This is a genomic window from Pseudomonas sp. URIL14HWK12:I6 (assembly GCF_000514195.1).
In the GTDB taxonomy this organism is placed as follows: Bacteria; Pseudomonadota; Gammaproteobacteria; order Pseudomonadales; family Pseudomonadaceae; genus Aquipseudomonas; species Aquipseudomonas putida_A.
The window spans coordinates 188689-208508 of the sequence record NZ_AZVL01000002.1; the positions used below are offsets into that span (position 1 = coordinate 188689).

Consider the following 19820-nt stretch of genomic DNA (forward strand, 5'->3'; position numbering starts at 1 on the left):
CCCATCATGAACGCCGCATCCCTCAAATACCTGTCCCGTCTATTCGCAGAACTGGCCGTGTTGCTCGGTCTCTACCTGCTCGGCTGCCAGATCGCCGCGTGGCTGGCCTGGCCGATTCCCGGCGGCGTGATCGGCATGGCCCTGTTGCTGCTGGCGTTTGCGTTTGGTTGGGTCAAACCGGCGGCGCTGCAACTGGGTGCCGGATTGCTGATGGCCGAGATGCTGCTGTTCTTTATTCCGGCGCTGATGAGTCTGCTCGACTACGGCGCGCTGTTGCGCGATGACGGCTGGCGGATTTTGCTGGTGATCGGCGCCAGCACCCTGATGGTGATGCTGGTGACAGCCTTCACCGTGGAGCTGGCCGTGCGCCTGAGGCGGTCCCATGAAGCTTGAATGGATGCCGATGTTCTGGCTCGCCTTTACCCTGTTGGCGTACCTGTTCAGTCGCTGGATTTATCGGCGCACCGGGCGTTACTTGCTGTCGCCGCTGATTCTGGTGCCGGCACTGCTGCTGGCGCTCGCCGTGCCGCTGCACACCGCCTATGCCGAATACGCCAGCAACACCCATTGGTTGATGCTGGTGCTCGGGCCGGTGACGGTCGCCTTCGCCGTGCCGATCTGGCAGCAGCGGCGTCTGCTGGTGCGGCACTGGTCAGCGCTGCTGTTGGGTATGCTCGCCGGCAGCGCGGCGTCGATCGCTACGTCGTTCGGCCTGGCCAAGGCGTTGGCGCTGGATAGCTCGGTGACGATGTCGCTGGTACCGCGCTCGATCACCACGCCGTTCGCCATGCCGCTGGCGCAGGATCTCGGTGGCGTGCCGGAACTGACTGCCGTGTTCGTGATGTTTACCGGTGTGTTCGGCGCGATGCTCGGCGGCGTATTGCTCAAGTGGCTGCCGTTGCGCAGTGCGTTGGCGCGCGGCGCGTTGTTCGGGGTTGGCGCGCACGGCGCAGGCGTCAGTCGGGCGCATGAAGTGGGTGGTGAGGAAGGCTCGGTTGCGGGGCTGGTGATGGTGCTGACCGGGCTGCTCAATCTGTTCGCCGCACCTTTGTTGGCGTCGTTGCTTTGACATGGATCCAAGGTGTTTGCCTGGCTGACCCGCTCAGTCATCAAGCTGGCTGGCAATGCAACTACGCGATCCTCTGCGCCTGACTAGACTGCTCGTACGTGCAGAACAATAAGAACGCAGAGGTGCATACAGTGAGCGTAGCCCCCGTCCAATTGTCCCTTGATGTCAAAGACCAGGTCAGTGCCGCGGAATGGCAGACCCGGGTCGATCTCGCCGCCTGTTATCGGCTGGTAGCGTTGCATGGCTGGGACGACCTGATCTTCACCCATATTTCCGCCAAGGTGCCGGGCACCGAAGACTTCCTGATCAACCCGTTCGGGTTGATGTTCCATGAGATCACCGCGTCGAGCCTGGTCAAAGTCGATCAGGCCGGCAACAAGCTCATGGACAGTCCCTACGAAATCAATCCCGCCGGTTACACCATCCACAGCGCCGTGCACGAAGTGCGGCACGATGTGGTTTGCGTGCTGCACACCCACACCGCCTCCGGTGTGGCCGTTTCAGCGCAAAAACAGGGTGTGTTGCCGATCAGCCAGCAATCGCTGTTCGTGCTGTCGAGCCTGGCCTATCACGCCTATGAAGGCGTGGCGCTGAATCATGAAGAGAAGGCGCGCTTGCAGGCCGACCTGGGCGAGAACAATTTCCTGATGCTGCACAACCACGGTCTGTTGACCTGTGGCGGCACCATCGCCGACACCTTTCTGATGATGTTCACCTTCCAGCGCGCCTGCGATATTCAGGTCATGGCGCAGACCGGCGCTGCTGAACTGATCGCCATCGAACCGCAGATCCTGGCGGGCGCCAAAGCGATGATCGCCGGCGTCACCAAAAGTGCTCAAGGCATGGGCGGCGCGCTGGCCTGGCCGGCGTTGCTGCGCAAACTCGATAAACAAGACCCCGGATATAAACTCTGATGCCTCTTGCCGAGATCCCTCTGTGTGTCTGGCGCAAACGCAGCCGGACGTTTGTCTTTCGCGGCCTGTCGATCCGTTACTGGACGGCGGGGCAGGGTGAGCCGCTGCTGCTGATCCACGGTTTCCCGACGGCCAGTTGGGACTGGCACTACCTGTGGCAGCCACTGGCCCAGCGCTACCGGGTGATCGCCTGTGACATGCTCGGTTTTGGGGATTCGGCCAAACCATTGCATCACCGCTACAGCCTGCTGGAACAGGCCGACCTGCAACAGGCGCTGCTGGCGCATCTTCAGGTCGAGCAAGCGGTGCATGTGCTGGCCCACGATTACGGCGACAGCGTTGCCCAGGAGTTGCTCGCCCGGCATTACGAAAACCGGATCGAGGTCGCCAGTTGCGTCTTTCTCAATGGCGGGCTGTTTCCGGAAACCCATCGCCCGGTCTTGATGCAAAAGCTGCTGCTCAGCCCCTTGGGCTGGATGATCGGCCGTGCATTTACCCGTGATGCGCTGGTGAAAAGCTTCCGACAGATTTTCGGCCCGCAGACCGGCCCCAGTGAAAGTGAACTGGATGATTTCTGGAGCCTGATCGAGACCCATCGCGGGCCGCGCATCCTGCACAAACTGATCGGCTACATCCCCGAGCGCCGTGTGCAGCGCGACCGCTGGGTGACGGCGATGCAACGCGGCGAGGTGTCGCTGCGAGTTATTGACGGTGAGGTCGACCCGATCTCCGGTGCGCACATGGTCGAGCGTTACCGCGAGCTGATTGCCGACGCCGATACGGTGCTGTTGCCGGGCATTGGCCACTATCCGCAGATCGAAGCGCCGGTGCAGGTGCTCAAGCATTACCTGGCGTTTCGTGAGCGCCTGGAGTTGCCGCCGCGCAAGGTCGCATGCTCCTGAAAGATCAAAAGATCGCAGCCTGCGGCAGCTCCTATACCGATCTTCTGTAGGAGCTGCCGCAGGCTGCGATCTTTTGATCTTTTGACGCCCTCATCATCCCTCACCCTTATCGCGCACCATTCAGCCTCAGCCGTATTCGTTGTGACCCAAAGCCCTGTGCCTGACACTCGGACTCAATACTGGCCTGCTGGAGTTCCTGCGATGAATGAGTCCGTACGTTTCGAAGATAAAGTCGTGATCGTCACCGGCGCCGGTGGTGGCCTGGGGCGAGCGCACGCTTTGCTGTTCGCCCGGCACGGTGCCAAAGTGCTGGTCAACGACCTCGGCGGCTCGACCCAGGGCGAAGGGGCCAACGCCTCCGCCGCCGACCGTGTGGTGGCGGAAATTCGCGAAGCCGGCGGCATCGCCGAGGCCAACCATGACTCGGTCACCGACGGCGACAAACTGGTGCAAAACGCCCTCGACGCCTTTGGCCGTGTCGACGTGGTGGTGAACAACGCCGGGATTCTGCGCGACAAGACCTTTCACAAGATGGACGACGCCGACTGGGATCTGGTTTACCGCGTCCACGTCGAAGGCGCCTACAAAGTGACCCGCGCCGCGTGGCCGCACTTGCGCGAGCAAAACTACGGAAGGGTGATCTTCACCGCTTCGACCTCGGGCATCTACGGCAACTTCGGCCAGTCCAACTACGGCATGGCCAAACTCGGCCTCTACGGCCTGACCCGTACCCTGGCCATCGAAGGTCGCAAGAACAATATTCTGGTCAATGCCATCGCGCCTACCGGCGGCACGCGCATGACCGAAGGCCTGATCCCGCCGCAAGTGTTCGAACAGCTCAAACCGGAGCTGGTCAGCCCGCTGGTGGTGTACCTGGCCAGTGAGCAGTGCCAGGAAACGTCCGGCCTGTTTGAAGTCGGTGGCGGCTGGATGGGCAAGGTGCGCTGGGAACGCAGCCTCGGTGCTGGCTTCGATCCCCGCAGCGGTTTCTCGCCGGAAGATGTCGCGGCGCACTGGCAGCAGATCTGCGACTTCGAAGGCGCGGCGCATCCGAAGGACAACATTGAAGCGCTGAAGGAAATGATGGCGAATTTGCAGAAGTATTCGCTGTAACGTTGCCACGCCCCGCAAATACCGATCCCGCCGGTAAAGCCTTCGCCCATAAAAAAGGCCGCTGCAAACGCAGCGGCCAAGGTAAGACGTTGGATCAAGGAGCTACAAATCAACGTCAGTGAACACCGGGGCGATCAATCGAAGCATCGACTCATCTGAAATCGGTCAGCGCTGGCGCGAGTTGCTCAGCAGCCAAGGCTTGGTGCTTTGCGGCGTCTGCCTGAAAGCCCGCTCAGAATAAGCATTTGAACCCGAAGGAAAAATAGCGATTCCGGACATGCACTGTTACGGGGCGTGCAACAGTCTTGATCGCGCCACAGGATCCTGCACGGACTGCGCAAAGTGTTCGCGCCCGGAAATATATCGCTTCGCTGTCTATTCTGGATGGTTGAGTTAGTTACTTTGTATAAAGTTTTGTGCGGATTGTTTGTTTGTGAATTTGTCATTTTTTACAGGTGGTTTTTTTATTTCGGTTAATACCTTGTAATCTATATTTGTTGAAATGAACTGGCGCTTCTTGTTTGTCGAAAATAAAACTATCTTTCGCTATCGCAGTGATGCGGGGTTGCGTTCACTGAACTTGAAAGGTAGGACTTGAATATGGATAAGTTATACAAAAGCTTGATGCGAGGTTCTGAAGGTGCAGAAGTAACCTGGAGGGCTGAGTGGGCAAAGGCCGCTGCCGCGCAGAATGATTTGTTCGCTATTGTTGAGGCGATCCCGACAGTTCGGCAGATTGCTCGGCAGGCATTGCAGCAAGAATTGCAGCAGCGGCAGAAGAATATCAATATCGATAATGTTTATATAAATATTACCGATCAGTCCAATGAGATTGAACGTCGTCCTTCGGGGAAACTGTCTGAGGTATTGCTTCATTGTCTTGATAATAATGTGGCGCCGAGCTATCTGGCTGGCGGCGGGGACGGTGTCTTTCACCTGCCCGATACCGTTGGCGAAGAGATGAGAGTCAAGGGCTTCAGTATTATCGAGGCTGAGGAGGCTATTACTTATACGCTGCGAAACATGGAGAGCAGCCTGCGTTCGGAGATAGGCAAATATTGGGCGGCCCCCGTAAAAGTCGCAACAACTGAAAATACCGGACTGACAAATAAACAGGCCTTGCAGCAGGCTTATAACGTTGTGCTGACAGCGGAGCTTTCTTTAAAAGCCATGGCGGGATTTCTGGATCATGGCATGGCGACGCGCTATTACTATTTGTTGAACCTGGAAAACGGCGCCGGCGCTTATAGCGTTGTGGTGAGTCCTGAATCCGACTCTCGCACTTCGCTTGTTCCGGGGTTTGTCCTCGATAATGCGATGCGGGCGGATCCGCAAATGAAACTGCTCAATGAGTCCACCGGTTATGTCATTCACACGCCAGGCAACGGCTTTGAATACTTCGCCAGGAATATCGACGCGCACGCAACGCTGCTGGCGCGTGTATCGGCGTCCGGTAGCAAAATCGCTTTCCCTAAAGCCACGCAAAGTGTGTCTGCTCATTGTGTCGACGCTTACTTGAAGGGACAACTTGAGACGCTTGCAAGTCTGATGCGCGATTGCAAGGGCCAGACTCGAGCGTTCAGCCGTGTATTGCAGGACAATCAGATGTTGTCGGTGATGCGTGCTGACATCGGTCGTCGATTCGATCAAGTGCAGGCAGAACTCAAGCGGACCGAATGGCCACTCTGGCTGAAGAACGGTGGTAACGCTCTTCAGCAGCGTTACGTCGAGCTTGAGCACTCGATGGAGAAATATCACTCTGACTACCGGGTGGTTTTCGACAGGTGTTTCTCTTTTAAAGATTATGTCTTGCGTTGTTTTTCCGAGTGGGCGATGAGCGCGTTGGGTGAGCAACTGGAAGCCGAGACGATAAAGGTGCGCAGCGTCCACAAGATGCAACTGGGCGGCCGCACCCTCGAGCAGGTCGACAGTCGGACCCTGACGGAATTCATCATCTTCGGTCTGCATGACGAGGGGTATAAAGCCGAAATCAGCCTCACCGGGTTGCCGTCCGGCAGCAGGCTGTCCGCTGCTGCACTTGAGCAATGGTTGAACAACATCAACTTGCGCTCGCAGTTTGTATCCAGTCTTCCAACTGATCCATCGCCGGAGTTTGCACAGGCGTATCGCGACCACTTGCACAGCAACATCGAGTTCGCGCTTTTCGTTGCGCGCCATTCGGGCGCTTTCAGTGAAACCGAAGCGAAGGTCATTGAAAGGGCGTTGGCAGGTGACTCGTCGGTGTCTATCCGCGGATTGAAACTGAGCCTGCAGATTCCAGGGCCCGCCTTGAAAGGTGTGATGGTTTTTCGGGCACCGGAGACTCGGAACTATCTTGTTTATCTGATAACACCTGCAGGCAAATCCGTTTTCATGGCGTTTGCGGATGTACTCGCTCTGAACAAATGGTTTGAATCGGCCATGACCGCTGATCGTGAATACGCGGCGTCATTGATTCATCCGGACTATTTGCACGATGCCGGATCCTTGCGCGGTATCAGCCGTCACTCCACCCATTATCTGTACAAGCTGGATACCCAGTACTCGGACCTTTTCCCCAATGGCACAGCGCCGTTGCTCAATGACGTCAATCTCGCTTTTCAGTCTGAACTGGCGTTACACAGGACCATTGCGCCTGCGCCTTACCGCTACCTCGGGATTGAGCCGCGCAAACGTTACGCTCGATTGAATACCGAACTGAAAGCGCTCTCCACCGTAGAGGCAAGGGACAATGCGTTCCCTTCTTTCGAACGCTTTACCCACGATGCGGTAAAGCAGAACCTTGAAAGTCTGTTGCGTTCGCGAGGACGAAATGTCGAGATCAATCCCGATCAGATTATTGTCCAGACTGACGATTTTCAGAAAAGCGTAACGGATCTGCTCATCGAAGGGCTGTCGTTTGAAGCTGCCAATCCGGCATATCCGAGCAAGTATGACCCGAGGTATTTTTTGACGGGTGGCCATCCGGCAGTCGATCAGCTGGATATTCGCGATCTTTCCTCGTTATCGAAAACATTCCGTCCTGGCGACAGGTATACGGAAATGCTCAATAGCGACTATCTGGACGGGAAGCATCCTGGCTATGCATTCAAGCGCGCCGTTCACGCAAAAAAAATTCGCTGTCAGATGCATTACGATCTGCTCTCCAACTACATCGATGGCAGGTTTGGGTCTGACATTTTTTTAGCGCTACAACGGGTTGTCGGGAATTTGAAGAGGATGTCTATCACTACCCGATCAATGATTCGTCCGCAGAAGGTGATGAAGGTCTTTACGAATTCAATATCGGGAAAACAGGCTTGACCAAGTCGAGGGATCGTACGGTTGCGGGTGTCTACATCCTGCGGATGAACGTTCTCGGCCAGTTCCACGACTGGTTATATACGCCCGATGCGCCGGATGGCGTTGCCTATCGACCCATCAACGATTTCATTCCATCGATTCGTTTCCAATATGGACCTATGCGCGATTACTACTTTGACCGGGTTGCGATCATCGATCAAAAAGTAATCAATGATTATTTTGACGATCTTGCCGCAAGCGGGAAACCCCTGCCTCCGGTCAAGACGCAAGAACGCGCCAAGTTGAACAACCTCTTCACGTTCCATGATCGGAGAGTGCGTCGCGCATTGAGCGATATCGATGAGCGAACCACCAGTTTGAAGGAGGTTATCGCGGGACTGGTTTACGATGGCCTGATCAAAGTGGTGAATGTCATTAGTCTCGCCGTGCCGCCTATTGGCTCCGTGGCCGTTGCGGTGCAGATGATGAAAAGTGTTTACGACGGAGCCCAGGCGCAACGGCGAGGTGACTACTCGGCGGCTCTGGGATTCGGCGCGGACGCGTTGATCGGACTATTTACGCTCGGCCAGGCGGCCACAGCCGGTGCGAGCGCAGAGGTGATCAAGCAGGTGACCAACGTTCAACGATCGTTTCTCGGTCTGGTCGATGATGCACGGTCGGCGGCGCAATTCGTCGCCGAGGCGGCGGGTCATAAAGCGGCAGATCAACAGTTGATCGATTTCTTCACTGAATTGATGAAGGATCGGGTAACCGGCATCAGCCAGACCATCGTGCGCTGATCCCCGGGCTGGCGCCTGGAGATCGCCTGACTCAACCGGCTTGCTCATACCCCATTCGCCAGCTCACGGCCCGCGACGCCGCCAGTAACCGCTGCGCCGCCGGGCCGTCTTCATCAGCGTGGAACAGTGAAGTCGGGCCGACGATGGTCAGCACCGCGGCGATCTGCCCGACTGCGTTGAACACCGGGGCTGACAACGCGTCCACACCTGGCATCAACAAGCCGTGCACATGATGCAGACCGCGTTCGCGGATCTGCTCGCACAAACCGCTGTAGGCATTTTGATCGGCCAGTGGATGGCCGGCGACGGCGATTTCCTGCTCGCGCAACTCATCGGTTTCCCGATGCGGCAGAAAGGCACTGAACACCAGCCCGGTGGACGAGCTGAGTAACGGCAACACCGAACCCAGTTGCGTCACCACCGTCACCGCGCGCACCGCCGGTTCGATGTGCACCACGGTCGCGCCCTGATTGCCCCACACCGCCAGAAAACAGGTTTCGTTCAGTTCATCGCGCAACTCGGACAGGGGCAGGGCGGCGACTTTCAACACGTCCATACTGTTCAGGGCTGCCAAGCCTACACGCAACGCTTCACGGCCGAGGCCGTAGTGGTTGGTGGCGGCATTCTGCTCGGCAAAACCGCTGGCGATCAGTGCCTGAAGATAACGGTGCACCTTGCTCGCGGGCATCTGCACATGTTCGGCCAGACGCGATAGTGAGGTAGAGGGCGACAACTCGGCCAACGCCTTGAGGATGTCGGTGCCGACCTCGGCGGAGCGGACTTTCTGTTTGCCGTTGCTGTCGCTGGTTTTTTCCATGGTGCGGCCGGGATCCGAAAACGAATGGGCGTCTTTATAGCTTGACGCTGGATAGCGAGCAAATTACGTTATGCGTAATCGAATTACGATAATAACAACCCCGGCGTGCGCAAAGCTCTGAGCCAGAGCGATGGGCCACTGCCGACTCCCTGTTCAGGAGGCTCCATGAACCTCGATTCAAACGCGTCGGAGCTGGCGTACCAGTCCGGTTTCGGCAACGAATTCAGCAGTGAAGCGTTGCCCGGCGCCTTGCCCATCGGCCAGAACTCCCCGCAAAAAGCCCCGTACGGCCTCTATACCGAATTGCTCTCCGGCACTGCGTTTACCATGACCCGCAGTGAAGCCCGGCGTACCTGGATGTACCGGATCCAGCCGTCGGCCAATCACCCGGCGTTCGTCAAACTGGAGCGGCAACTGGCCGGCGGCCCGTTGGGTGAAGTGACGCCCAATCGCCTGCGCTGGAATCCTCTGGATATCCCGGGCGAGCCGACTGATTTCATCGACGGTCTGGTCGGCATGGTGGCCAATTCGGCGGCGGAAAAACCAGCCGGCATCAGCATCTATAACTACACCGCCAACCGTTCGATGGAGCGGGTGTTTTACAACGCCGACGGCGAACTGCTGCTGGTGCCGCAACTGGGGCGGCTGCGAATTGCCACTGAACTCGGCGTGCTCGAAGTCGCGCCGCTGGAAATTGCTGTGCTGCCGCGTGGCCTGAAATTCCGCGTCGAGCTGCTTGATCCGCAGGCGCGCGGTTACGTTGCCGAGAACCACGGCGCGCCGCTGCGCCTGCCGGACCTGGGGCCAATCGGCAGCAACGGCCTGGCCAATCCACGGGATTTCCTCGCGCCGGTCGCGTCTTATGAAAACCTGCAGCAGCCGACGACGCTGGTGCAGAAATTCCTCGGCCAGTTGTGGGGCACCGAGCTCGATCATTCGCCGCTGAACGTGGTCGCCTGGCACGGCAACAACGTGCCGTACAAATATGATCTGCGCCGTTTCAACACCATCGGCACCGTGAGCTTCGATCACCCGGATCCGTCGATCTTCACCGTGCTGACCTCGCCGACCAGCGTGCACGGTCTGGCCAACCTCGACTTCGTGATCTTCCCGCCACGCTGGATGGTCGCCGAGAACACCTTCCGTCCGCCGTGGTTCCATCGCAACCTGATGAACGAATTCATGGGCCTGATCCACGGCGAATACGACGCCAAGGCTGAAGGCTTCGTGCCCGGCGGTGCCTCGCTGCACAGCTGCATGAGCGCCCACGGCCCGGATGGCGAAACCTGCACCAAAGCGATCAACGCGGAACTCAAACCGGCGAAGATCGATAACACCATGGCCTTCATGTTCGAGACCAGTCAGGTGCTGCGCCCAAGCCGCTTCGCCCTCGACTGCCCGCAACTGCAATCCACTTACGACGCCTGCTGGGCCACGCTGCCCGCCACGTTCGACCCGACCCGGAGATAACCCATGACTCAGACTTCCATCACCCGCAGCTGGGTTGCTTCGGCCAATGGCCACGCGGATTTCCCGCTGCAGAACCTGCCGCTGGGCGTGTTCAGCACTGGCGGCTCGGCGCCGCGCGCGGGCGTGGCGATCGGTGAACATATTTTCGATCTGCAGGTGGCGCTTGAAGCCGGCCTGTTCGACGGCCCGGCACGCAGCGCGGTCGAAGCCATGCACGGCGGTCTGCTGAACGCCTTCTTCGACCTCGGTCGCGAAGCCCGCGTAGCCTTGCGCAGCCGCTTGCTGGAATTGTTCAGCGAGGGCAGCAGCCATCGCGGCGCCATCGAAGCCCAAGGCGCAAAACTGTTGCCACTGGCTGCCGATTGCCAGATGCATTTGCCGGCGCGCATCAGCGATTACACCGACTTCTACGTCGGCATCGAGCACGCGCAGAACGTCGGCAAACTGTTCCGCCCGGACAACCCGCTGCTGCCCAACTACAAGCACGTGCCGATCGGCTATCACGGTCGCGCCTCCACCGTGCGCGCTTCTGGTACCGACGTGCGCCGCCCGAAAGGCCAGACCCTGCCGGCCGGTGCGAGCGAGCCGACCTTCGGCCCGTGCGCACGACTGGACTACGAGCTGGAACTGGGCATCTGGATCGGTCAGGGCAACGACATGGGCGAGCCGATTGCCATTGGTGACGCCGCCGAACACATCGCCGGTTTCTGCCTGCTCAACGACTGGTCGGCCCGCGATATCCAGGCCTGGGAATACCAGCCGCTGGGCCCGTTCCTCTCCAAGAGTTTTATCACCAGTGTTTCGCCATGGGTGGTGACCGCCGAAGCGCTGGAGCCATTCCGCATGGCGCAACCTGCGCGCCCGGAAGGTGATCCGCAGCCGCTGCCATACCTGTTCGACAAACGTGATCAAGATGGCGGCGCCTTCGACATCGAACTGGAAGTGCTGCTGCTCACCGAAGCCATGCGCGAACAGAATCTGCCAGCCCATCGGCTGACCCTGAGTAACACTCGCTACATGTACTGGACCGTCGCACAAATGGTCGCGCACCACAGCGTCAACGGCTGCCAGTTGCAGGCGGGTGACCTGTTCGGTTCGGGGACTTTGTCCGGCCCGCAAAACGGTCAGTTCGGCAGCCTGCTGGAAATCACCGAGGGCGGTAAAAAGCCGATCGAACTGGCCTCCGGCGAAGTGCGCAAATTCCTCGAAGACGGCGACGAAATCATTCTGCGTGCGCGCTGCGCCCGTGACGGTTTTGCCTCGATCGGCTTCGGCGAATGCCGCGGCAAAGTGCTGGCGGCGCGCTGACAGGAGCGGATCATGGATCTCTACACCTATTACCGCTCGACCTCGTCTTATCGGGTGCGTATCGCGTTGGCGCTGAAAGGGCTCGACTACACCGCGCTGCCGGTCAACCTGATCGCGCCGCCGGGGGGCGAGCACCGCCAGGCGGCGTATCTGGCGATCAATCCGCAGGGCCGGGTGCCGGCCCTGCGCACCGATGACGGCGAGCTGCTGATTCAGTCGCCGGCGATCATCGAGTACCTGGAAGAGCGTTATCCACAGCTGCCACTGCTGCCTGAAGACCTTGCCGCGCGTGCCCATGTGCGCGGTGTGGCGGCGGTGATCGGCTGCGACGTGCATCCGTTGCACAACGTCAGCGTGCTCAATCGCCTGCGTCAGTTGGGCCACGAAGAGCCGCAGGTGGTGGAGTGGATCGCGCACTGGATCAGTCAGGGGCTGGCGACCGTCGAGCAATTGATCGGTGACAGCGGTTTCTGTTTCGGCGAGTGGCCGTGTGTGGCGGATGTTTATCTGATTCCGCAGTTGTATGCGGCGGAGCGCTTCGGTGTTTCGCTGGAGGCTTATCCGCGGATTTGTCGGGTGGCGGTGTTGGCGGCTGAGCATCCGGCGTTCATCAAGGCGCATCCGGCTAACCAGCCGGATACCCCTTAAAGCTTCACCTTGCCCCAATGTGGGAGATTCGGCGCCCGTCAAAAAAATCATAAAAACAAAACAGGTACCTTGCGATGCATAACCAGATTGCCAGCTTTCGCGCGGCACTCGACGCCCGTCCTGTGTCCCGCTATCAGTGGTTATTGCTGATCCTGCTCGCCTTGCTGCTGGTCACCGACGGCTATGACGCCCAGGTGCTCGGTTACGTGGTGCCGGCTCTGGCTCAGGACTGGGGGCTGGAGAAAGCCGCATTCGGGCCGGTTTTCAGTGCCAACCTGTTGGGCCTGACCCTTGGTTCGCTCGCGGTGACGCCGCTGGCCGATCGCTTCGGCGTACGGCGGATCCTGCTCGCCTGCGTGTTGATCTACGCCAGCCTGACGGTGTTGATGGTGTTCGCCGACTCGCTGAATACTCTGATGATCGCGCGCTTCATCTGCGGTATCGGCATGGGCGGGGCGATGCCCAGTGCCATGGCCTTGATGTCGGAATATTCACCGCCGCGTCTGCGCACCTTGATGGTCACGCTGGCCGCTTGTGGGTTTTCATTTGGTGGTGCAGCGGGTGGTTTTGTTGCTGCGGGCTTCATCGATCGCTTTGGCTGGCAAGCGGTGTTCCTCGCCGGTGGTGTCACGCCATTGCTGCTGTTCCCGTTCCTGTGGTGGATGCTGCCGGAATCGTTGCCGCGTCTGCTGCGCGATGCACCACCCTATGTGCGCCTGCGCAAAGTCACCGCGCGAATGCTGCCCGACTGGCAACCGCCGGCCGCGTCCGTCGAACAGAACGAGCGCGAGCAGGGCAGCAAATTGACCGTGGTCGAGCTGTTCCGCAACGGTTATGCGCGACCGACCCTGCTGATCTGGGCAACGTTTTTTGTCAGCCTGATTCTGCTGTATTTCATGATCAGCTGGCTGCCGACGCTGTTGCTGGAAAGCGGTCTGAAACTCAATGAAGCCAACCTGGTGACCTCGATGTTCCTGTTCGCCGGTACCTTGGGCGCGGTGTGCATGGCCTGGTTCGCCGACCGTTTGAAACGCAAGGTGCGGCTGCTCTGCGCGGTGTTGGCCGGGGCGGCGCTGTGCACGATTCTGCTGGGCTTGAACCACGACAATCCACGCTATCTGGTGGCCTGCGTGTTTGCCGCGGGATTCTGCATCATCGGTGGGCAACTGACGTTGAACGCCTTCGCCAGCAACTTCTACCCGGCGCATGTACGCGCCACGGGCACTGGCTGGGCGTTGGGAGTCGGGCGCTTCGGTTCGATCCTCGGGCCGCTGTTCGGCAGTATGCTGCTGGCGATGCACATTCCGGTGACGCAGATTTTCTTCTTCTGCGCGATACCGGCGGTCATTGCGGCGCTGCTAATCATCCAGGTGCGCTCGCCTTCAGATATCCCGCAATCCAATGTGGGAGCGAGCTTGCTCGCGAAGAACGATAACGCAGTCTGACAGGAACAACGGTGGCGCCTGCTTCGCGGGCAAGCCACGCTCCAACAAGGGATCGTTGTGATGCAGAAGAATGGGGCCACGCTGAACCCTGTGGGAGCGGGCTTGCTCGCGAAGGCGATCCAGGTTTCGATGCATTCATCGCTGACACGACGCTTCGCGAGCAGGCTCACTCCTACAAAAAGCGTTTAGTGCACAACGGAATTGGGTGGCAGGTGGCCGAGGCGTTCAGTCAGACGCAGGCGCTGGATCGGGTCGTCACTAAGCAGCAACGCATGTTCCAGATCGAAGCGCTCGGCGTTCGGACAGTCGAGCCGTTGATACAGGCTGGCGCGGGCCAGATAATCGGCGGCGCTGGCACCGCCCAGTTCCAGCACGCGCTCGGCATCGATCAGCGCGGCGATGTAATCCTCATGCGCCAGATGCAACTGCCGCAGGTTGCGTGACAGGCGCTGGAGCATCTGCTCTGGGCTGGCGGTGGCCAGATGGTCGGCGTTGAGTTTGAGGTGCGCGCCGTACTGACGTTGCAACAACTCGCGACAGTCATTGGGGTACAGCCGCCGACCGCCGCAGGGATCCAGCAGGTGATCAGCACCGGGTACCCGCAGCAGGAAATGCCCGGGGAAGTTCACCCCGACCAGCGGAATCTCCAGACCACGGGCCAGTTCCAGAGCAATCAGGGACAGGGTCAGCGGCTGGCCGCGACGGGTCTGCAACACTTTGTGCAACAACGCGACCTGTGGGCGTAGCGGCAGAAAATCGTCCTGAGAGAAGCCCAGATCATTCAACCGCCGCAGCAACGGTTGCGCCAGTTCGCTGACTGGCAGCATCGGCAAGCCGTAGCTGACGCGCTGTTGCAGCTCCTTGAAGTCCTGCTGCAGCGCTTCTACATCGAGGCCTTTTTCGTGCTCGGCAGCCATCCACAGCGCCGCTTCGAACAGCGCGGGCGGTGAACGGTGCAGACACTCGAAAAAACGTTGGCGCGGACTCATCGAAATCTCCGGGGAATGCCTCGTTTTAGCCCCGTCCGCGCCATTCGTCCAGTACCGGCCAGGTTATGCCGCAAAGTCGCCGTCGAAGCGGGCGCTTATTCCGGTGCGCTTCAGCAATTTTTGGGCGCAAGCCTATACTGGCGTCTACCAGAAGTGATTCGGGAGCCTGCCGATGTTCGCTCTCATGCAAAGCACTCGCCTGGAATCGCTGCACCTCAGCGTTGACCCGGTCACCGGGTTGAAGGCGGTCATTGCCATTCATAACAGTCGCCTCGGGCCTGCCCTGGGCGGTTGCCGTTATCTTGCCTATCCCAACGACGAATCCGCAGTCGAGGATGCCATACGCCTCGCGCAGGGCATGAGCTACAAGGCGGCACTGGCCGGGCTCGATCAGGGCGGCGGGGTGGCGGTGATCGTGCGCCCGGCGCATGTGGAAAACCGCGCCGCGCTGTTCGAAGCGTTTGGCCGCTGCGTCGAGCAGCTCGACGGTCGCTACATCACCGCCATCGACAGCGGCACTTCGGTGGCGGACATGGATTGCATTGCCCAGCAGACCCAGCATGTCACCAGCACCACCTCGGCCGGCGACCCGGCGCCGCATGCGGCGATGGGCGTGTTCACCGGGATTCGCGCTACCGCCATGGCGCGGCTGGGCAGCGACAATCTTGAAGGCTTGCGCGTGGCGATTCAGGGCTTGGGAAACGTTGGTTATGCACTGGCCGAGCAGTTGCACGCGGCAGGCGCCGAATTGCTGGTCAGCGACATCGACCACGGCAAGGTGCAACTGGCGATGGAACAGCTCAACGCGCATCCGATCGCCAACGACGCCTTGCTCAGTACACCCTGCGACATCCTTGCGCCGTGCGGCCTCGGTGGGGTGCTCAACAGTCACACGGTGACGCAACTGCGCTGCTCGGCGGTGGCCGGTTCGGCGAACAATCAACTGACGCATCTGGATGTGGCTGATCAACTGGAGCGACGCGGGATTCTGTATGCGCCGGATTATGTGATCAACGCGGGCGGGTTGATTTATGTCTCGCTCAAGCATCGCGGCGAAGAGCTGGGGACGATTACTGCGCACCTGTCGAAGATCAGTTCGCGGCTGACCGAAGTGTTTGCCCATGCGCAGGCCGAGAAGCGCTCGCCGGCGCGGGTGGCGGATGAGTTGGCGGAGAAAGTCTTGTATCGCTGAAAAGCAAAAGATCGCAGCCTGCGGCAGCTCCTACATATGGAATGCGTATTCCCTGTAGGAGCTGCCGCAGGCTGCGATCTTTTCGATTCAAACGTGGTTACTTGGCAGCTTTCGCCGCTTTAACCGGCTTCACTGGAGCTTCTTCCGGCTCAGCCGCTGCGTCTTTTTCGACTACTTCTGCCGGTGCATTGATCAGCTCCGACAGTGCATCAGGCTGGCTCTTGAAGGCCTTGGCGAACACATCGCGGTTCTTCGCCATGTAGATCCCGACTTCTTCAACCTGTTGCTCGTTCAGCGACGGCACGGCTTTTTGCAACACTTCGGACAGCATCTCGGCCAGTTCGAGCATTTTGTCATGACGGTCAGCTTCGGCTTTATCCATGAACAAGCGCTCCAGATCTCGGCTGCTGCGGTATACCACTTCGACGGCCATTCACCACCTCACATGCCTTCACATTTAGTTGTCTTAGCGACTACTGTATTTATATACAGCGAAAGGATAAGCGAATCCCTGCGCTTTGGGTAGTGGCTTTTCAATGTAGACCGGATTCGGGGTTTTTCCTGATGCGCGCGCCTCAAATAAAACGACCCGCACACGGCGGGTCGTTGGTTTTTTTGATTTCAGAACTTGCCGCTGGCGTAACCACCATCGATAGGCATGATCACACCCGTGACGTATGCGGATTGATCGCTGAGCAGCCAGAGCACCGCGTTGGCCACTTCGTCCGCCGTGCCGAAGCGCTTCATCGACGTCACGTTGATTTTACGCTGGGTGTTTTCCGGTGCGGCTTTCAGGCGTGCCTCGCTATTCATGCCGCCGAGGATCGGCCCGGGGGCGACCGCATTGACGCGAATGCAGCCGCCGTCTTCCAGCCGCGCATTCTCGATCGACGCCACCTGGGTCATGCCGTTGATCGCCTGCTTGCTGGCGACATAGGCGACCTGGCCGCCAATCGGTACCACACCGGCGCAGGACGAGGTATTGACGATGGCCCCGGTGCCGCGGGTGAGCATCAGTTGCAGTTCATGGCGCATGCAGTGGTAGGTGCCGTTGACGTTGATGTTCATCACCTTCATCCAGTCGTCCGGGCACGATTGCGCGAGTGCTCCGTACTTGGCAGTCACGCCGGCATTGTTGAACGCGCAATCGAGGCGGCCATAGGCCGAACGAATGGTCGCGAACGCCTGCTCGACCTGCTCCGGATCACCGACATCGCAGGCGATAAAGCGGCAGTGTTCACCCAGCCGATCGGCCAGCGCCGCGCCTTTTTCTTCGTCCCGACCGAACACGATCACATCGGCGCCGGCCTTGATCAGGCGTTCGCTGACGGTCTCGCCAATGCCGCTGGTGCCGCCGGTGACCAGGCAGACTTTTCCCAGAAAATCGTACATATGTCGCATCTCCTTATGCCAACGCGGGGCGTAAATATTTCGGGTTCACGCAGCAATACACCCGATCCAGTCGCGGATTGCTTTTGTCACTGAAGCACTGGCTGTCCCATCGGCATTTGTGGATGTCGGCGGAGCGGCCCTGCAGGGTTTTATTGATCAGGTCGTTGTCGGCAAACAGCGCCCGCGACATACCCACCCAATCGCATACGCCGTCGGCGAGCAACTGCTCGGCCTTGTCCAGACCGTCGATGAAACCGGCGTAACCCACCGGTACTGTCGACACCGACTTGATCGCCCGTACTCCGGCTTGCAGGTAATGGTCCATGGTCTCGGAATGCACGATCAACTGGCCGAAGGTCGCGCCCATGCACATCGAACATTCCAGCGCGGCAACGCCGGCCTGACAGAGCGCCTGCACGGTTTCCTTGAGGTCCGGATATTGCAGCCCTTCAGCACCCAGACGGTCGTCGATGCCCAGACGAATAGTGACGATCAGTTGGCCCTGGGTGCGCTCGCGGATGGCCTTGACCACGTCGAGCAACAGTCGCGCACGGTTCTCTTCGCTGCCGCCATATCGGTCAGTGCGCTTGTTGGTGTGCGGCGAAAGAAAACTGCTCAGCAGGTAGCCGTTGGACGCCTGCAATTGCACCAGACGTGCGCCGTTGGTCCAGGCCAGCCAGGCGGAATGGGCGAACTGCTCAATCACCAGGGCGATGTCGCTTTCGTCCATGATCCGCACGCGATAATCCGGATCAAGTTTCGACACGCGCGGGCAGGGCACGCCGCTCGGGGTCAGCACGGCAACGCCGGTGTGGGTGGTGGTGCCCTGACCGCCGTAATGCTGCAATTGCACACCCACCGGCGTGTTGACCTGCTCGGCCATGGCGAACATCGCCTTGAGCGATTCGCCCTGCTGCTGTTCGAACAGGCCGAGCCCGGTGCTCTGCAGGCGCGACTGCGGCGAGACCGTGGCGTTGCACAGAAACGCCATGGAGCAGCCGCCCTCCATGATGCCCTGATAGAACTCGATCATGGCGGGCGTCACGCATCCGCTGTGATCGGCCAGGTCCACGCCCATCGACGCGAAGAACAGCCGATTGCGCAACTCCAGCCCGCCGGCCAGCCGCAGTGGCTCCAGCACGTGGGGATAGCGCGGCATCATGCTTCCTTCCTTTGTTCGGGCATCGCCGAAGCTTGATCGAAGGTCATCCACAACGGTTGGCCGAGGACGGGCGCCGGAACCGGGGCGGTTTCTTCGTGGGAGAAGTAAGCGAACTGTTTGAGCACTTCGCGCCACTTGAAGCGCAACGGCGAATCCAGCTCTGCCAGGTGCAGTTTGAGCGTGCCGGCCTTTGTCGCGTCGCTGGCGTGCAGCGATTGCAACGGCAGGCTGATCATCCCTTCGTTTTCCAGGTACAGGTAGACGTGTCCGCGCTCGGAAGCCTCGAGCGGGCTGTCGCATTGCACTTGCAGGCCGGCCATCGACAGCAGCTCAAGGCGGGCGGAGAGGTGACGACCTGAATCCAGGCGCACCAGCACTTCATGACGTATGCCCTTGAGCGGACGGAACCAGCAGGCGGGGTCGATGTTGATATTCCGCATGCGCTTGAACACCGGCATCTTGATCACTTCACCGTGCAGGCGAATGTCGGCCACCAGCTCGCCACGCTGGAAGAATCGCGCACGCTTGTCGACCTTGCGCGCCCGCGGCTGGGCCATGCCTTCGTAGTCGCCAACCAGCACATCCACCTGAAACGAAGACTCGGTGTAACGGGGAAAACTCGACAGCAGATCAACGATGGAAATCGACACCTCACCGCGGGCATAACCGCTGTGCTCGTAGAACTGCGCGTACATCGCCTGGCGTGCCGCTTCGATCAGCATCAGGCCGGGCACGTGTTCGTGGTGCTTGCGGTAGAAAAAGTAATTGGCGGTGTCGTTGAACAGGGTGAAATAGAGCAGACCCTGCTGCGGGCAGCCGTCCAGGTTTTTCAGGACATCATGTACCTGCCGGCGCTGATCGAGGCTCAGGCCGTTGCCGCAACCGGGCAGTCGAGCCAGTTTGGCTTCGGTGCTTTCCAGCACCCAGATGCCGCTGAGGATCAGGTGGTCGGTGGCCTTTTCGTAATTCGTCAGCAGTTCCGGCAGACAGTCCGACAGGCCTGCCTGTTCGAGCTCTTCCAGGTCAATGATGGTTGGCAGCGAGCGCAGCACCAGACGTTCGCTGTCGAGCCGATAGGCCTGATTGACGATCTCCAGATCCATTGGATCAAGGTTCGCCCGTTGCACGATGGCGGCCGGCAGCCAGGCCGGCAGCAAGTGGTGAGCGTCGTAAATCAGCACGTCGTCATCGTGGCCCTTGTGGACGATGTCTTTGGCAACTTTCCTGTGCATGTCGATCATGATCATCCCTCTGTGTTGAACGTTGGTTGTAAGGCAGTTGCTATCCATGGCGTGAAATCGACCCACACCGAAAGGT

The 19820-nt window shown here is 59.6% G+C and carries 17 protein-coding genes and 1 pseudogene; 12 read left to right on the top strand and 6 right to left on the bottom strand.

All coding sequences use genetic code 11. The annotated features are described in order from the left end of the window. Positions 1-6: 6 nt before the first annotated feature. From H043_RS0104525 to H043_RS30620, 7 genes are all read left to right on the top strand, one after another. Entirely contained in the window at positions 7-393 is a 387-nt protein-coding gene (locus H043_RS0104525; RefSeq protein WP_027610876.1) for a CidA/LrgA family protein, read from the top strand. Continuing rightward, on the top strand, positions 383-1069 hold the full coding sequence (locus tag H043_RS0104530; protein ID WP_027610877.1) for an LrgB family protein: 687 nt from the start codon (positions 383-385) through the stop codon (positions 1067-1069). Before H043_RS0104525 ends, H043_RS0104530 begins: the two co-directional genes overlap by 11 nt. Before the next feature lie 131 nt (positions 1070-1200). Then, a complete protein-coding gene (locus tag H043_RS0104535; protein ID WP_027610878.1) occupies positions 1201-1983 on the top strand; it encodes a class II aldolase/adducin family protein in 783 nt (260 codons plus the stop codon). Beyond that, the gene (locus tag H043_RS0104540; protein ID WP_027610879.1) at positions 1983-2885 is read left to right on the top strand and encodes an alpha/beta fold hydrolase; all 903 of its coding nucleotides are present in this window, start codon (positions 1983-1985) and stop codon (positions 2883-2885) included. Before H043_RS0104535 ends, H043_RS0104540 begins: the two co-directional genes overlap by 1 nt. Positions 2886-3086: 201 nt before the next feature. Then, positions 3087-3998 (top strand): SDR family oxidoreductase, encoded by a 912-nt coding sequence (locus tag H043_RS0104545; RefSeq protein WP_007968066.1) that lies wholly within the window; start codon positions 3087-3089, stop codon positions 3996-3998. 600 nt (positions 3999-4598) lie between these two features. Beyond that, positions 4599-7301, top strand: a complete 2703-nt coding sequence (locus tag H043_RS0104555) for a DUF6543 domain-containing protein (protein ID WP_256214124.1) — start codon at positions 4599-4601, stop codon at positions 7299-7301. Continuing rightward, on the top strand, positions 7298-8080 hold the full coding sequence (locus H043_RS30620) for a DUF6543 domain-containing protein (protein WP_256214125.1): 783 nt from the start codon (positions 7298-7300) through the stop codon (positions 8078-8080). Before H043_RS0104555 ends, H043_RS30620 begins: the two co-directional genes overlap by 4 nt. Positions 8081-8111: 31 nt before the next feature. Here H043_RS30620 and H043_RS0104560 read toward each other — a convergent pair whose 3' ends face one another. Next, positions 8112-8897, bottom strand: coding sequence for an IclR family transcriptional regulator (locus H043_RS0104560; RefSeq protein ID WP_027610880.1), 786 nt, complete (start codon positions 8895-8897; stop codon positions 8112-8114). 165 nt (positions 8898-9062) lie between these two features. Here H043_RS0104560 and hmgA point away from each other — a divergent pair, with 165 nt between their 5' ends. The 4 genes from hmgA (at position 9063) to H043_RS0104580 (ending at position 13768) form a co-directional block, all read left to right on the top strand. Next, positions 9063-10367 (top strand): homogentisate 1,2-dioxygenase, encoded by a 1305-nt coding sequence (hmgA, locus tag H043_RS0104565; RefSeq protein WP_027610881.1) that lies wholly within the window; start codon positions 9063-9065, stop codon positions 10365-10367. Between the two features lie 3 nt (positions 10368-10370). Continuing rightward, a complete protein-coding gene (fahA, locus tag H043_RS0104570; RefSeq protein WP_027610882.1) occupies positions 10371-11675 on the top strand; it encodes a fumarylacetoacetase in 1305 nt (434 codons plus the stop codon). 12 nt (positions 11676-11687) lie between these two features. Beyond that, positions 11688-12323: a maleylacetoacetate isomerase gene (gene maiA, locus H043_RS0104575; RefSeq protein ID WP_027610883.1), complete on the top strand. Its 636-nt coding sequence runs from the start codon at positions 11688-11690 to the stop codon at positions 12321-12323. Positions 12324-12397: 74 nt separating this feature from the next. Then, entirely contained in the window at positions 12398-13768 is a 1371-nt protein-coding gene (locus H043_RS0104580) for an aromatic acid/H+ symport family MFS transporter (protein WP_027610884.1), read from the top strand. 185 nt (positions 13769-13953) lie between these two features. Here H043_RS0104580 and H043_RS0104585 read toward each other — a convergent pair whose 3' ends face one another. Then, positions 13954-14757 (bottom strand): SirB1 family protein, encoded by an 804-nt coding sequence (locus H043_RS0104585; protein WP_027610885.1) that lies wholly within the window; start codon positions 14755-14757, stop codon positions 13954-13956. 172 nt (positions 14758-14929) lie between these two features. Here H043_RS0104585 and H043_RS0104590 point away from each other — a divergent pair, with 172 nt between their 5' ends. Continuing rightward, positions 14930-15949 carry a Glu/Leu/Phe/Val dehydrogenase dimerization domain-containing protein gene (locus tag H043_RS0104590; protein ID WP_027610886.1) on the top strand — a complete coding sequence of 340 codons (1020 nt, stop codon included), beginning with the start codon at positions 14930-14932 and terminating at the stop codon, positions 15947-15949. 193 nt (positions 15950-16142) lie between these two features. Here H043_RS0104590 and H043_RS0104595 read toward each other — a convergent pair. From H043_RS0104595 to H043_RS0104610, 4 genes and pseudogenes are all read right to left on the bottom strand, one after another. After that, positions 16143-16382, bottom strand: a pseudogene (locus tag H043_RS0104595) (YebG family protein); the annotation flags it as partial. Positions 16383-16570: 188 nt separating this feature from the next. After that, on the bottom strand, positions 16571-17341 hold the full coding sequence (locus H043_RS0104600; protein ID WP_027610888.1) for an SDR family NAD(P)-dependent oxidoreductase: 771 nt from the start codon (positions 17339-17341) through the stop codon (positions 16571-16573). A gap of 13 nt (positions 17342-17354) precedes the next feature. Next, positions 17355-18503 carry an NADH:flavin oxidoreductase gene (locus H043_RS0104605; RefSeq protein WP_027610889.1) on the bottom strand — a complete coding sequence of 383 codons (1149 nt, stop codon included), beginning with the start codon at positions 18501-18503 and terminating at the stop codon, positions 17355-17357. Further along, positions 18500-19744 (bottom strand): AfsA-related hotdog domain-containing protein, encoded by a 1245-nt coding sequence (locus tag H043_RS0104610; RefSeq protein WP_027610890.1) that lies wholly within the window; start codon positions 19742-19744, stop codon positions 18500-18502. The genes H043_RS0104605 and H043_RS0104610 overlap by 4 nt, the downstream gene beginning before the upstream one ends. Positions 19745-19820: the final 76 nt, after the last annotated feature.

What these genes read in the sequence shown, in the direction of transcription:
- H043_RS0104545 (WP_007968066.1), top strand. Translation starts at nt 3,087, where the DNA reads ATGAATGAGTCCGTACGTTTCGAAGATAAAGTCGTGATCGTCACCGGC.
- H043_RS0104560 (WP_027610880.1), bottom strand. Translation starts at nt 8,897, where the DNA reads ATGGAAAAAACCAGCGACAGCAACGGCAAACAGAAAGTCCGCTCCGCC.
- H043_RS0104600 (WP_027610888.1), bottom strand. Translation starts at nt 17,341, where the DNA reads ATGTACGATTTTCTGGGAAAAGTCTGCCTGGTCACCGGCGGCACCAGC.
- H043_RS0104530 (WP_027610877.1), top strand. Translation starts at nt 383, where the DNA reads ATGAAGCTTGAATGGATGCCGATGTTCTGGCTCGCCTTTACCCTGTTG.
- H043_RS0104605 (WP_027610889.1), bottom strand. Translation starts at nt 18,503, where the DNA reads ATGATGCCGCGCTATCCCCACGTGCTGGAGCCACTGCGGCTGGCCGGC.
- H043_RS0104540 (WP_027610879.1), top strand. Translation starts at nt 1,983, where the DNA reads ATGCCTCTTGCCGAGATCCCTCTGTGTGTCTGGCGCAAACGCAGCCGG.
- H043_RS0104590 (WP_027610886.1), top strand. Translation starts at nt 14,930, where the DNA reads ATGTTCGCTCTCATGCAAAGCACTCGCCTGGAATCGCTGCACCTCAGC.
- H043_RS0104580 (WP_027610884.1), top strand. Translation starts at nt 12,398, where the DNA reads ATGCATAACCAGATTGCCAGCTTTCGCGCGGCACTCGACGCCCGTCCT.
- maiA (WP_027610883.1), top strand. Translation starts at nt 11,688, where the DNA reads ATGGATCTCTACACCTATTACCGCTCGACCTCGTCTTATCGGGTGCGT.
- H043_RS0104610 (WP_027610890.1), bottom strand. Translation starts at nt 19,744, where the DNA reads ATGATCGACATGCACAGGAAAGTTGCCAAAGACATCGTCCACAAGGGC.
- H043_RS0104555 (WP_256214124.1), top strand. Translation starts at nt 4,599, where the DNA reads ATGGATAAGTTATACAAAAGCTTGATGCGAGGTTCTGAAGGTGCAGAA.
- H043_RS0104525 (WP_027610876.1), top strand. Translation starts at nt 7, where the DNA reads ATGAACGCCGCATCCCTCAAATACCTGTCCCGTCTATTCGCAGAACTG.
- hmgA (WP_027610881.1), top strand. Translation starts at nt 9,063, where the DNA reads ATGAACCTCGATTCAAACGCGTCGGAGCTGGCGTACCAGTCCGGTTTC.
- H043_RS0104585 (WP_027610885.1), bottom strand. Translation starts at nt 14,757, where the DNA reads ATGAGTCCGCGCCAACGTTTTTTCGAGTGTCTGCACCGTTCACCGCCC.
- fahA (WP_027610882.1), top strand. Translation starts at nt 10,371, where the DNA reads ATGACTCAGACTTCCATCACCCGCAGCTGGGTTGCTTCGGCCAATGGC.